This window comes from Motilibacter rhizosphaerae (assembly GCF_004216915.1).
In the GTDB taxonomy this organism is placed as follows: Bacteria; Actinomycetota; Actinomycetes; order Motilibacterales; family Motilibacteraceae; genus Motilibacter; species Motilibacter rhizosphaerae.
Genome location: NZ_SGXD01000001.1, coordinates 394601 through 408699, shown reverse-complemented (window position 1 = coordinate 408699; position 14099 = coordinate 394601). Strand labels below are relative to the sequence as shown.

Annotated in this window: 8 protein-coding genes; 7 read left to right on the top strand and 1 reads right to left on the bottom strand. The window is 70.8% G+C overall.

The window, feature by feature from the left end; all coding sequences use genetic code 11:
- The first annotated feature begins 12 nt into the window (after positions 1–12).
- From EV189_RS01850 to EV189_RS19955, 7 genes are all read left to right on the top strand, one after another.
- Complete coding sequence (locus EV189_RS01850) at positions 13–2292, top strand: family 78 glycoside hydrolase catalytic domain (RefSeq protein WP_130491244.1); 2280 nt, start codon at positions 13–15, stop codon at positions 2290–2292.
- Positions 2292–4598: an exo-beta-d-1,3/1,6-glucosidase gene (locus tag EV189_RS01845; RefSeq protein ID WP_130491243.1), complete on the top strand. Its 2307-nt coding sequence runs from the start codon at positions 2292–2294 to the stop codon at positions 4596–4598. Before EV189_RS01850 ends, EV189_RS01845 begins: the two co-directional genes overlap by 1 nt.
- 299 nt (positions 4599–4897) lie before the next feature.
- Positions 4898–7696, top strand: a complete 2799-nt coding sequence (locus EV189_RS01840) for a glycoside hydrolase family 3 C-terminal domain-containing protein (protein WP_165400076.1) — start codon at positions 4898–4900, stop codon at positions 7694–7696.
- 208 nt (positions 7697–7904) lie between these two features.
- A complete protein-coding gene (locus EV189_RS01835) occupies positions 7905–10643 on the top strand; it encodes a discoidin domain-containing protein (RefSeq protein ID WP_231115977.1) in 2739 nt (912 codons plus the stop codon).
- Between the two features lie 1260 nt (positions 10644–11903).
- Complete coding sequence (locus tag EV189_RS01830; RefSeq protein ID WP_130491240.1) at positions 11904–12479, top strand: type ISP restriction/modification enzyme; 576 nt, start codon at positions 11904–11906, stop codon at positions 12477–12479.
- A 165-nt stretch (positions 12480–12644) separates the two neighbouring features.
- Positions 12645–13046: a hypothetical protein gene (locus EV189_RS01825; RefSeq protein ID WP_130491239.1), complete on the top strand. Its 402-nt coding sequence runs from the start codon at positions 12645–12647 to the stop codon at positions 13044–13046.
- Between the two features lie 20 nt (positions 13047–13066).
- A complete protein-coding gene (locus EV189_RS19955; protein ID WP_165400075.1) occupies positions 13067–13216 on the top strand; it encodes a hypothetical protein in 150 nt (49 codons plus the stop codon).
- A 52-nt stretch (positions 13217–13268) separates the two neighbouring features.
- Here the strand turns inward: EV189_RS19955 and EV189_RS01815 are convergent, their stop codons facing one another.
- Positions 13269–13979 (bottom strand): hypothetical protein, encoded by a 711-nt coding sequence (locus EV189_RS01815; RefSeq protein WP_130491237.1) that lies wholly within the window; start codon positions 13977–13979, stop codon positions 13269–13271.
- Positions 13980–14099 lie beyond the last annotated feature (120 nt).

The window sequence follows — 14099 nt, the reverse complement described above, 5'->3', positions numbered from 1 at the left end:
GACAGCCTCGCCATGCAATGGCTCGCCGCCATGATCACCCCTGCCCAGGAGCTCGCAGCGGCGCCCATCCTGCGAACGGAGTTCGCCCTTGAAGCGGGGCACGGCCCCGTGGCCTCCGCCCTGCTCTCGGCCTCGAGCTTCGGCATCTTCGAGGCGACGGTCAACGGAGTCCCCGTCTCCGACGAGGTGCTGTCCCCCGGGTGGAGCAGCTACGAGTGGCGCGTGCGGTTCCGCACCTACGACGTCACGCGCCTGCTGCGCCCCCGCTCCGTCCTCGGCATCCTGCTCGGGAACGGCTGGTACCGGGGCCGCCTGGGCTGGACAGGCGCCCGGTGCGTGTACGGCGACCGCCTCGGCGCCATCGCACAACTCGACGTCACGTTCGCGGACGGGCACGTTCAAACGGTTCTGACCAGTGACGCCTGGCTCGCGGGGCCCTCCGAGATCACCTCTGACGACCTGTACGACGGCCAGACCGTCGACGCCCGTCGGCGCGACCGGAACTGGACCCGACCCGGCGCCGATCTGTCAACCTGGGCCCCGGTCGAGGTACTGCCATTCGACACGAGTCGCCTCACGCCGTACGTGGGGCCGCCCGTCCGTCGCCAGGAGACCCTCGCGCCCACCCGGGTGTGGACTTCACCGGCCGGGAACACCCTCTTCGACTTCGGTCAGAACCTCGTCGGATGGCTCAGGCTCGAAGTGCGCGGAAGCGCGGGGACCGAGATAGCGGTGCGCCACGCCGAGGTGCTCGAGAACGGCGAACTGGCAGTCCGCCCGCTGCGATCGGCGCAGGCGACCGACCGGTACGTGCTCAGCGGCGAACTGGACGTCTTCGAGCCGACACTCACCTTCCACGGGTTCAGGTTCGCCGAGATCTCCGGCTGGAACGGCGACCTCGACTCCCGCTCCGTCGAGGCGGTCGTCGTCCACTCGGACCTCGCCCGGACCGGGTACTTCACATGCTCGGACCCCCTGCTCAACCAACTGCACAGCAATGTCGTGTGGGGCCTCAAGGGCAACTTCCTGGACCTGCCGACGGACTGCCCGCAGCGTGACGAGCGACTCGGGTGGACGGGCGACATCGCCGTCTTCGCGCCCAGCGCCGCGTTCCTGTTCGACGTCCGAGAGTTCCTCCGGGACTGGTTGCACGACCTGTCCGCAGAGCAGTCCGCCGCGGGCGGGCGTGTGCCGTACGTCGTCCCCGATGCCCTGAAGCTCCTTCCCGAGGCCGCGACCGACTTCGCCCACGAGTCGACCGCGATCTGGGGCGACGCCGCCGTCTGGGTGCCCTGGTCCCTGTGGCTCGCCTACGGCGACCGCCAGGTGCTTCAGGAGCAGTACACGTCCATGGCCTCGCACGCCCGCCGCGTCGAGTCCCTTCTCTCGCCCTCCGGTCTCTGGGACAGCGGATTCCAGTTCGGGGACTGGCTCGACCCGCAGGCCCCGCCGAACGACCCGTTCACTGCACGCGCCGACAGCAGCGTCGTTGCGACCGCCTGCGCCTACCGGACCGCGCGCATCGTCAGCGAGGCCGCCGCCCTCCTCGGAGACAGCGAAGACTCGAGGCGCTTCGCGCATCTCAGCGAACGGCTGCGGGCCGCGTTTCGGCTGCACTACGTCCGGCACGATGGGACCGTCACCAGCGATGCGCCAACCGTCTACGCCCTCGCCATCGCCTTCGGGCTCCTCGACGAGGAGACCTCTCGCCTCGCGGGGGAGCGCCTCGCCCAGCTCGTGGCGGAGAACGGGTTCCGGGTAGCGACCGGGTTCGCGGGCACCGCCTACGTCACCGACGCCCTCACCGTGACGGGTCACCTCACCGAGGCCTACCGTCTGCTCCTCGAGACCGAGTGCCCGTCCTGGCTGTACCCCGTCACCATGGGGGCGACCACCATCTGGGAGCGGTGGGACTCCATGCTTCCCGACGGGACCGTCAACCCCGGGGAGATGACCAGCTTCAACCACTACGCGCTCGGGGCGGTCGCCGACTGGATCCACCGAGTCGTCGGGGGGATAGCGCCGCTGCAGCCTGGGTACTCCCGCGTCCTGATCGCGCCGCGCCCCGGCGGCGGGCTCACGTGGGCGGAGTCCAGCCTGGAGACTCCTCACGGGCGGGTCCGTGTCCGATGGGAACAGGGTCAGGACGAGGTCACCGTGCACGCCACGATCCCGCCCGGCGTCGCGGGCCTGATCGACCTCCCCGGCCGGCAGAAGGAAGAGGTGGGCGACGGCACGCACCGTCGGACCTTCCGTCCCCAGGACATGGTGATCGCGGGGGAGGCGCCCTGATGAGCATCGACGCAGCACCCAGCCCCTACCGGGATCCCAGCCGCCCGGTTGAGCAGCGAGTCGAGGACCTGCTGGCGCGTATGACCTTGCGGGAGAAGGTCGGCCAGATGCTCCAGTTGGACGCGCGGGGGGACTTGAACGACATCGTGACCGTGCGGGGCGCCGGGTCCATCCTGCACGCCTCGCCCGAGGCGATGCTCGAGGCCATCGCGCTCGCGTCACGGACGCGGCTCGGGATCCCCCTGCTGACCGCGGACGACGCCATCCACGGCCACTCGTTCTGGCCCGGCGCGACGATCTTCCCGACGCAGCTCGGTATGGCCTGCACCTGGGACGCGGACCTCCTCGAGCGCGCGGCGAGGGCGGCTGCGGTCGAGGTCTCGGCCACCGGGCTGCACTGGACGTTCTCGCCGGTGCTGTGCATCGCGCGCGACCTCCGGTGGGGCCGGGTCGACGAGACGTTCGGGGAGGATCCGTACCTCATCGGGGAACTCGGAGCCGCGATGGTCCGGGGCTACCAGGGCGACGGGCTGGCCGACCCGACCGCCGTGTTGGCGTGCGCGAAGCACTTCGCCGGGTACAGCGAGACGCAGGGCGGGCGAGACGCGAGCGAGGCCGACCTCAGCCGGCGCGCCCTCAGGTCCTGGTTCCTCCCTCCGTTCGAGCGCGCGGTCCGCGCGGGCTGCCGGACCGTCATGCTCGGCTACCAGGCGATCGACGGGGTTCCCGTCACGGCGAACGGCTGGCTGCTGGACGAGGTCCTGCGCGGCGAGTGGGGCTTCAACGGGACTCTCGTCACCGACTGGGACAACGTCGGTCGGATGGTCTGGGAGCAGCAGGTCTGCGAGTCCCACGTCGAGGCCGCCGCCGTGGCGGTCCGCGCGGGCAACCACCTCGTCATGACGACGCCGGAGTTTCTCGAGGGCGCGCTCCAGGCAGTCTCCCAGGGGGACCTGAAGGAGACCGAGATCGACGAGGCCGTTCGGCGGATCCTCCGGCTCAAGTTCGAGCTCGGCCTGTTCGAGGATCCGCGGGCGCCAGACCGGGCGCGCCAGGCCGCGGTCATCGGACGCCCCGAGCACGCCGAGCTGAACCTGGAGGTCGCCCGCCGCTCGCTGGTGCTGCTGCGCAACGACGGAGTGCTGCCCCTCGCGGGTGGCCTGTCGCCCGGCGTCGACGGCCGCGGCGCCGCGGCCGACCGGCCCTGGACGGTCGCTGTCGTGGGGCCCAATGCGGACGATCAGCACGCGCAGCTCGGCGACTGGGCCGGCGCCTCCGGGCAGGTGAACTGGATGGGCGAGGGGCATCCGCGTCACCTCACCGAGACCGTGCTGGACGGACTCCGCGCCCTCGTGCCCCGCGACTGGTCCGTCACCTACTCCAGGGGCGCGGAGATCGGGACGATCGTCGAGGCGCCGGAGGGACCGCTCTTCCCGGACGGGCAGCCGCGCCCGGGCGTGTTCTCCCCCGCCGAGCCCGACGAGCGGGCCATCGCGGGCGCGGTCGCGGCGGCCCGTGCGTCCGACGTCGTCGTCGCGGTGCTCGGCGACACGATCGGCCTGGCCGGTGAGGGCCGCTCGACCGCGACCCTCGAGCTCCAGGGCGGGCAGTCGGCCCTGGTCGACGCGTTGACCGCGACGGGAACGCCCGTCGTGCTCGTCCTGGTCCACTCCAAGCCGGCCGTGCTGCCCGCGTCGGCGTCGAAGGTGTCCGCGCTCGTCGAGGCCTTCAACCCCGGCATGCGCGGGGGGAGGGCGGTCGCCGAGTTGCTGCTCGGCTTGATCGAACCGACCGGCCGTCTCCCCATCTCCGTTCCGCTGCACGTCGGCCAGCAGCCCGTGTACTACAACCAGGTGCGCGGGCAGCACGGGAACCGGTACGCGGACCTCACGCAGGAGCCGCAGTTCGTGTTCGGCGAGGGGATGAGCTACTCGACCGTCCGTTACGAGGACCTTGCCCTCGAACGGGACGAGGTCGACCCGGCCGGGGCCGTCGTCGCGTCGATCGCCGTCTCGAACACGGGCAGCAGGCCCGTCCTCGAGACGGTGCAGGCATACGTCTCGGACCTCGCGACCAGCGTCACGTGGGCGGAGCAGGAGCTGAAGGCGTTCGTGCAGGTCCCGTTGGAGCCGGGCGAGAGGACCGTCGTGTCCTTGAGCGTTCCGGCGGCCGCTTGCTCCCTGGTCGACGCACGGGGCGTGCGGGTGACCGAGCCGGGAGAGTTCGAGTTGCGAGTCGGCCCGACGTCCCGTCGCCCTGACCTGCTCTGCGCGCGGTTCCGCGTGATGCACCAGCGGGGGAGCTAGCAGGGCCAGGAGGTCCGCGCGTTGCCGCCGTCGGCCAAGCCTCCGGTCGGCCGATGGTCAAGCCGGGGACGACGTCCGTCGCCCCTTGGATGCAAACAGTAAGCCAGGACTTGCCATCTGTGTAGATCGGTTGACAGACCATATAGACCGGTCTACGTTGCGGCGACAACGTCTGAAAAGGCGCTGGCCTCACGCACCGGACGAGCGCCTGGCCTCGGCCCTCAGCAGTACCTCAAGCCACCACACCCACGTCCCGCTATGGAGGAACCATGAAGAACCGGTCCCGAACGAGGGCGGGGGTGGTGGCGACCCTGGCGGGGCTGGCAGTGCTCGCGGGTCCCGCCCTCGTCAGCGCGGCGCCCGCCGTCGCCGCCACGCCGGCCGACTGCCCGTGGATGGACACGAGCAAGACCCCCGAGCAGCGAACGAACCTCCTGCTCGACGCCTCGACGCTGGACCAGCAGATGCGCTGGCTCAACGAGGTGACCGCCGGCGACCCGTCGATCACGACGACCCCCACGCAGGGCGGCCTTGGCCAGCCCCCCGGCCCGCCGGTCACCTTCGCCGCCCAGGTCCCCTGCGTCGCGTTCACCGCCGACACCGACGGCCCCTGGGGCATCGCCTACGTCGGAGGGACGACCGCCTTCCCCGTTCCCGTGGCGCAGGCCGCGAGCTGGGACCTGGCCGTCACCAAGGCCAAGGGTGAGGCCATGGCCGACGAGGCCTGGCGCAAGCAGTACGACAACCTCTTCGCCCCCGGCCTGGACCTGGTCCGTCACCCGTGGAACGGCCGCAACGCCGAGTACCTCGGCGAGGACCCCTTCCTCGCCGGGACCATCTCCGCGACGTGGGTGAACGCGCTCGAGGACAACCCGAACCAGCCGGTCTCCGCGGTCCTCAAGCATTTCCTGGGCAACTCGCAGGAGCTCGACCGCGCGTCCAGCTCCTCCAACATGGACGCCCGCACCATGCACGAGCTGTACGGCCTGCCGTACGAGATCACCATGAAGGAGAGCAAGCCCGCAGGAGTCATGTGCGGGTTCAACCAGTTCAACGGCATCTACTCCTGCGAGAACCCCGACCTGCTCACCAAGTACCTGCGCGACGACCTCGGGTTCGACGGCTACGTCGTGACCGACAACACCGCGCAGCACTCCACGGCGACCGCGCTGAACTCCGGCCTGTCCCAGGAGCTCGGCCTCCCGCTCTACTTCACCCCGCCGAGGCTGCACGCGGCCCTCGACGCCGGCGAGATCACCGCCACCCAGATCCGCCAGGCGGCCTACCGCGTGGTCCTCGCCAAGTTCGCCCACGGCCTCATGGACCACGCCCTCCCGGCGACGGGGCGCTTCGACGACCAGCGCACTCCGGCCGCGCACGCCGTCGCCCGAGAGATGGAGGACAAGGGCGCCGTCCTCCTCAAGAACGACGGCCGCAACCTTCCGCTGACCGTCCACGGCAAGACCATCGCCGTTATCGGCGCCACCGCGTCGAACACCCCCACCAACGGGATCAGCGCCGAGTCCGTCTGCTCCTCGCCCCTGTTCGGCCTGTCCGTGGCGCCCCTCGCCGTCGACTGCCCGAACCCGAGCGCCCCCCTGGACGCCATCAAGGCCCGCGCCGCCAAGGACGGGAACACCGTCGTGTTCAACGACGGCAGCGACATCGCCTCCGCCGCTAAGGTCGCCGCAGCGGCGGACGTCGTCATCGCGTTCGGCTACAACCGCACCGGCGAGTCGTTCGACCTCGACACCATCAACCTGTTCGACCACGGCGACGAGCTGATCAAGGCCGTCTCCGCCGCCAACCCGCACACCACCGTCGTGCTCGAGACCGGCAGCGCCGTCCTCACGCCGTGGGCCGACAGCGTCCCCTCGATCCTCGAGGCATGGTGGCCCGGAGAGGCCGGTGGCGACGCCATCGCGGCGCTCCTGTTCGGCGACGTCAACCCCTCCGGCAAGCTGCCCATCACCTTCCCCAAGGCCGAGGCCGATCTCCCCACGGGCACGGCGCCCAACGCGCAGTACCCCGGCGTCTTCTCCGACGGCTCCACCACCCGCCCGGCCGGGTCCAAGGAGATCCGGCAGGTGAACTACACCGAGGGCCTCCAGCTCGGCTACAAGTGGTACGACCAGCAGAACATCACCCCCCAGTTCGAGTTCGGCCGCGGCCTCTCCTACAGCACGTTCAACTACTCGGGCCTCAAGCTGAACACCACCTACGACCCGGCATCCGGCGCGCCGCGCACCACCGTCAGCTTCAACGTGAAGAACACGAGCAAGATCGCCGGGTCCGAGGTTCCCCAGATCTACCTCACCTTCCCGACCGCGGCCGCGGAGCCCGGGAAGAGGCTCGTCGGGTTCGACCGCATCGACCTCGCCCCCGGCGAGCGACGCACCGTCAGCGTCGTCGTCGACGCGGCCGCCCCCAACCACCCGTACTCGATCTGGGACACGAGCAGCAACGGCTGGAAGACGGTCCCGGGCGACTACGTCGTCGCGGTCGGCTCCTCGTCGCGCGACCTGCGCCTCACCGGAACGGTCGGCGTGGACGCGCCGACCGCCACGGTCCCGCCCACCATCACCGGTCCCGGCGAGATCGGCCAGACGCTCTCGGCGACCCCCGGCCAGTGGACCCAGCCGCAGCTCCGCTTCGCCTACCAGTGGCTCCGGGACGGGCAGGCAATCCCCGGCGAGGACAAGCACTCATACCGAGTCGGCGCCATCGACGCGGGTAAGAGCATCAGTGTCCGCGTCACGGCCACGCCGCACGCCGGGCCGACCGGCACGGCGACCAGCGCTCCCGTCCTCGTCCGCTACGGCTCGACGGTCGCGGTGAAGGCCAACCCGGCGACCGGCGACACGTCGACCCGCTTCAGCGTGTCGGTCCAGGTGACGGCCGCCGCGTCCGCCGCGACGGCGGAGGGGACCGTCTCGGTGGTCGCCGACGGGCGCACCTACCCCGGCACCCTCCTGGGAGGCACCGCCGTGGTCTCCATCGGGCGGCTGCCACGAGGGACGAACAGGATCACCGTCCAGTACAGCGGTAGCCAAACGCTCCAGCCTGGCGCCGCGGACACGCGGATCAAGGTGAGCTGACCGAAGCGGGAGGGGACGGCGCGGTCGCGCCGTCCCCTCCCGCCGCGCGGGGAGAAACGCATCCACGGCAACGGTGCCGAGACATTGGTCAAGGAGGATCAAGACGATGAACAAGCGCCGCCCACTACCTGTTGCGGTCGCGATAGCGAGCCTGCTGCTCTCCGTGCTGTCTCACGCGCCGGCCGCACACGCCTCCGGACTCGGGTCCGTGGACTTCCTCAAGGCGAGTGGTCACGTCCTCAAGACGAACGCCGGCACCGGCAAGACCATCAACCTGCGCGGCACCAACGTAGGAGGCTGGCTGACCCAGGAGGACTGGATGTCCCCCCTGGGCGAGTTCGCGCTTGACCGGACGGGCTGGTCCGCGACCGCGTCCAGCGGCCCCGCCGAGAACGTCCTGGACGGTTCCCGCAGCACGGTCTGGTCCACCGGTGCCAGCCAGAGCGGCGGGGAGTGGCTGCGCATCGACCTCGGGGCGACGACGTTCTTCGACCGGCTCTCCGTGGACGACAGCGCGAGTCCCGGGCAGTACGCGCGCAACCTCGACGTCGAGACGTCGAAGGACGGCTCCGCGTGGACCAGCGTTGCCAACCAACCCGGGGCCGAAGGCGTCACCACTGTCCGGTTCGCGCTGCAGGCAGCCCGGTACCTGCGCGTCACGCAGACGGGCGACGCAGCGGTGCCCTGGTCCGTGAGCGAGCTCAACCTCTTCGACGACCCCACCCTTCACCCGGGAAGCCAGACGGCCACCGCCTCCTCTAGCTCGGTGAACACCTCGCCGTCGATGGCAGTCGACGGCAACCCCTCCACCGTCTGGCAGACAGGTACGCCGCAGGTCCCCGGGCAGAGCATCACCGTCGACCTGGGTCGCGTCGTCGCAGCGGACAAGGTCCTGTTCGACTCCGGAGCCGACACCGCCAACGACTACCCGAGGTCCTGGCAGGTCGCGACCTCCGAGGACGGCAGCACCTTCGTCCAGGCCGCCAGCGGTTACGGGCACAACCGGGTGATCCAGGCGGACTTCCAAGGCTTCAAGTACCCCCGGTACCTGCGCATCACCTCCACCGGCACCGCCGACCAGTGGTGGTCGATCGCTGAGATCGCCGTCTCCACCGGCACCACCCTCGATCGCAGCGGCTGGGTCGCTACGGCGACCGGCGGCGACGCACCGGTCAACGCCCTCGACGGGGACGTCAACACCCGCTGGACCACCGGGACCGCGCAGACCGCCGGCCAGAAGTTCCAGGTCGATATGGGCGCTCTCACCACACTCAACGACGTCGCGATCGACACGGCCAAGAACACGACCTCGGAAGGTGACTGGGCTCGCGGCTTCACCCTCGAGCTGTCCAGGGACGGCACCACCTGGACGACCGCGGCCACCGGCGCCGGGACCTTCAAGGCGACCAACATCAGCTTCCCCGCGCAGGCGGCACGCTACCTCCGGCTGACCCAGACCGGCAGCGCCCTGCAATGGTGGTCCATCGGCGAGCTCACCGCAGGCCTCTACAACGACGACTACAACCTCAACACCACCCTCACCCAGCGGTTCGGGGTCACCGGCGCACAGGCCGTCATCGACGCGCACCGGGACACCTGGCTGCAGACCTCCGACCTGGACAGCATCAAGGCAGCGGGGCTGAACTACATCAGGGTCCCGATCGGCTGGAACACGTTCCTGAACCTCGACGGGACCTGGAAGGCCAGCCCCTGGGATAGGCTCGACTGGGTCGTCCGAGAGGCCTCGTCGCGCGGCATCTACGTCCTCCTCGACCTGCACACCGTCCCCGGCGGCGGATGCTCATGGGCGAGCTGCGGACGCGTGGGCCCGAGCCCGAACAGCTTCTGGGGCACGCCCCGCTACCAGGACCAGGTCGACGACATCTGGAAGGCAATGGCGAGCCGCTACGCCGGCAACCCCGGGGTCGCCGGCTACGACCTCATCAACGAGCCCCTCGTCGACCCGGCCGAGGACGCCGCCGACATCCAGCAGAAGAACGACTACTTCAACCGGCTCTACAAGACCGTCCGCGCGGTCGACCCCGACCACGTCGTCGTCATGCCCGCGTTCCTCGGCGCGGACTCGGTCGCCAAGCCCGCGACGTACGGCTGGACGAACGTCATGTACGAGTTCCACCCGTACGACATGTCCGGCCCGAAGGACTGGACAGCGCAGGACAACCTCGTCACCAACGAGCTCGCCGCGATCCCCGACCGTTTCGCCGCTTTCGGCGCCCCCCTGCTCGTCGGAGAGTTCTCCCTCTACTACAACGACGACGAGTGGGCGCGCTTCATGGCCGGCCTCAACGCCGCCAGCGTGTCCTGGTCGAACTGGGCCTACAAGGTGAAGGGTGCCGCCGACGACGGGTTCGCCTACTGGGGCCAGTACTACGACGACCCGCAGCCCGTGCCGATCGTGAACAGCGACGACCAGGCGACCTTCACGGCGAAGCTGAGGCAGTTCGACACGTCGAGGTTCCATGAGAATACGGGACTCGTCGGGGTCATCAAGCAGTTCTCCGGCGGGCGGTCGGCATACGCTCCGAAGGTCGTCAGCCACGACGGGTGGACTGCAACGGCGTCCTCGACCGCGACGAACAGCTCCCCCGCGTGGGGGATCGATGGAACCAACGGGGCCGGCTGGTACAGCGGCCGGAACATGACCGGCGACGAGTGGTACGAGATCGACATGGGTGCCGCTCAGTCGGTGGCCATGATCACTGTCCAGACCCCGACAGCGTCAGTCGACGACTACCCCCGGGGTTTCGACATCGAGGTGTCGACCAACGGCGTGACGTGGACCCGGGTCGCGACCGGGGCCGGGTACGGGTGGAAGCGCCCGATCGCGACCGCGCCGTCGACCGCGAGGTTCATCCGCATCGCGCAGACGGGCTCGGCGCCGCAGTGGTGGAGCATCGACGACGTCACCGTGTACTCCTCCTACTAGCCCGGGAGGCGAGGGCGAGCCCGAGGGCGGCGCGTAGGTGTTCCGGGTCCCCGTGCCGGTGCGTCGCTCGCCCTCCTGTCCCACACGGCCGTTGGCCGCCCGGCGTCGGGGGTGCACCGGCTTTGGATGCATGGGCTGTGCTGCCGGCCCAAGTTCGGGGAGCCCGAGGGGCACGCCCTCGTCGCCGTGTCCGAGCTGGTGGCGCGGTGTGCTCGCACTGGTCGCCCGCGCCCCTAGCCCGGCTCGCCCTCCACGAGCACCCCGCAGCCGAGGGCGTGTGCATCTGCTCGCTCACCCCGCCGGGTGGGGCGCGGGTCGCGGTCGTCGGGGGTACGGCGAGTGGGGCGCCGTGCCGCTTCCCGCAGGACTCGCTGTCCGTGCGCGTCGCTCGCTGCCGCCCGTCCCGGGCGCCCGCTCCTGGGCAGCAGATGCGCGAGGTGTCCCTAGCGTGCCGCCTCGTCGGGCGAGGGCTCCACGTAGTCCGCGGCGGCCCTTCCGGCTGCCTGCGCGTCCGTCGGCTCGTTGCGTATGACAGCGCGGTCCAGGGCGCGCGAGTGGCCGCACGCCTTCCCCAGGTTGTCTTGGGCGCTCGCTATGGCCGCCCGAATTGCCATGCGGCCATGGCTGTCACTCAGCCTGCGGAGGTCGCGGAGGGCGTCTTCGAGGTGCGTGCCCAGGTTCCGCTGGTGCTCGAGAACTGATAGGGGATGCAGCGGTCGAGCCAGACGGCGGGGCTGGACACGAACGTCGGGGAGCGTCGGCTCGCGCGACTGAGGGGTCTCCGCACGTGCTGCGCGGGTCGGTGCCGCTGGAATCTCGGGGTGGGCGGTGTAGGGCTCGTCCTCGGACTCGGGCGGGCGGCGTTGTCGGGCTCGATCCCTTACGGGGCCAGGAGGCGGGCGAACTGGCTGACCATGGCCCGGTGTTCCCGGGTATCGCGCGGGCGGGTGGGCCGCTCGGCCAAGAGGAGGTCGTGCACGCGGCGAAGCTCTCGACGCTTGCGGTGGACCTCGCCCTGGCAGCGGCCGTCGGGGCAGTACGGGGACCGCCGGTCCCGGCTACCCCCGTTCGCCCGCGAGCGAGCAGGCGCAGGAACGGAGCGGTCCAGTCGGTCGGGCATGCCTCCCAGCCGTCGTCGTCGAGACTGCGCGGTACCTGATCCGGGCGGGCGTCCCGGTGTCCGTGGACGCGGTGAGGGCGAAGACGGCGATGGCGATGGGGCTGCTGGACTTCCTCGAAGATGCGCGTGGACGGAGCACGATGCCCGACACCCTCGTCTACGACGCGCACACACGGGCATCCCTGCTCGTCGGCGAGAGCAGGATCGCGCCCGTGCCCCCCGCGGTCGTCCAGTACCAGGTGTCCGGCACGAACGTCCTGCGCAAGTGGTTCGGGTACCGCCGGGCAACGCGACCCCAGACCCGCGGACCCCGGTCGCCGCTCGACGACATCCGGCCGACCTCCTGGCCCTCGGCGTACACGACGGACCTGCTCGACGTGCTCGTCCTGCTCACCGACCTAGAGACCGACCAGCAGGTCCTCCTCGACCTGGTCCTCGAGTCCCCCCGACTGACGCAGAGGGACCTGACCGAGGCCGGCGTGCTCCCGGTGAGCGACGCTGCAAGGATCCCCGCTAGCGCGGGCGCGGCGGACGCAGCCAACCGGCCAGGAGCAGCTCGGCTGAGAGCCTCCTCGACCCTCCGAGGGCGCGCAGCGAGCGGGAGAGCCGCGGCGGCGGCCGTCGCCGCAGCGGGGATGACGACGGCCGGCCCCGGGGACGCCTCCGCAGGGCGAAGGCGAGGCCCTAGCGCGGACTCCTCCGGGTCGTGCGGCTGACGCACGGCGGGCAGGCGCAGCGCCCAAAGTCGGGGGTGAGGTGGATGACGCCGCTGAGCTCGCCCCGGGCGCCCACGTCGACGAAGCCCCAGAGCTGGTTTGCCCGGGCGTCGTCTGCAGGAGTTCGGCACGGAGGGGTTCCGAGACGAGCTGGGCTGGATCAGGGTGGCCGTGCACGCGTGCAGGGTCCTCGACCGGCACGAGCGGGTCCTGTTCGTCACCGTCGCCGAACTCGACGAGGCCCGTGCCTCGATCGGCCGGGCCAGGGACGACGGGTACCGGCTCGTGATCGTCCCTCCCGGCGTGGCACGCATGCTTGGCAGGCCGACGACTGGTGATCAGCCGGTGACCACGTTGAGCCGCTTCGAGGCGCGGTACAACGACAGCTTCGCCTACGACTTCGTCGCCGCTGCGGACCTCACGGAGCAGGAGCAGGCCGTCCTCGCCCTTGCCCGGTCCCTGCTCCGCCTCGCGGGGACACGGCTCGGCGGGCGGGTCAAGGCCGTCCGCGTCTTGAGAACGATGCGCCTGGGGCCCGCGGGGACAACGTCCGCGGGCAGTGGCTAGGCGAGGAACAGGCGATCGTCGTGCGCCGCGACCAGCTCGCCGACCCGGTGGCGTTCGCCCGCACGCTCCTGCACGAGGCCGCCCACGCCCGAAGCGGCGCGCAAGACGAGTCCTTCGAGTTCGAGGACGCCCTCACCGACATCGCCGGCGACGCGGCCACCGGCAGGTAGCGCGGCCAGCGCTCCGGACGCGGCCAGGGCGCCTTCGGCGGCGAGGAGGACGCTAGAACGTGGGCGCCTGTCCGGTCGGCTCCCGGTGCTCGCCGGTGGAGCGTTCTGCGGCGTCGGCGTCGGTCGGGTCGCCTCGGATGACGGCGAGGTCGAGCGAACGGAAGTGGGACTGTGCGCCGGCGACGTTGTCGTACACGCTTCCCAGGGTCGCCTGGACCGTGGCGAGTGACTTGCCTCCGGTGAGCGTCCGCAGGTTCGTGATGGCGGCTTGAAGGTGTTTGCCGAGGCGGCGCTGGTGTTCGTCGAACTCTCTCTGGGTGCAGCCGTCCAGCCAGATCGCGGGGTTGGACACGAAGGTCGTGATCGGCTCCGGCCGCGGTGCAGGCGCGTCGGCGACCGCTCGCCCGACGCCGCCGGTCACTGATCCCTCGTCGGGGCGTCGCCGGCCGGGGCGGGGATCACGTGCGTCGGGCTCGAGTCCGTAGGCGGTCATGAGCCGTTCCACGTGGTTGACCATCGCGCGGTGCTGGGACAGCTCGGACGAGTCGGGATGCTCGGCGAGGAGGAGGGCGTGCACCTTCCGCAGCCTCTGTCGCTGCCGGTGGACCTCGCCCTTGCAGCGTCCGTCGGAGCAGTAGGGGGAGCGGCGGCCTCTCGTGCCCGGCTCGACCGGACGCAGCGGAGTGCGGCACGTGGGGTTGGCGCACGGAATGGGTCCCAGGTCGTCGACCACCGCGCGCAGGTCTAGGGCGTCGGCGGTCACAATTCGAACGATATTCGCGGCACGGGGCGGTGGCAAGGCTGCCTCGGCGGATGACTTTGACTGCAGGAGCCTGACAAGGGGGCCTCGACTGCACGGCGGGGCGGGCCACGATTAGCGCTC

What these genes read in the sequence shown, in the direction of transcription:
- EV189_RS01850 (WP_130491244.1), top strand. Translation starts at nt 13, where the DNA reads ATGCAATGGCTCGCCGCCATGATCACCCCTGCCCAGGAGCTCGCAGCG.
- EV189_RS01845 (WP_130491243.1), top strand. Translation starts at nt 2,292, where the DNA reads ATGAGCATCGACGCAGCACCCAGCCCCTACCGGGATCCCAGCCGCCCG.
- EV189_RS01830 (WP_130491240.1), top strand. Translation starts at nt 11,904, where the DNA reads ATGCCCGACACCCTCGTCTACGACGCGCACACACGGGCATCCCTGCTC.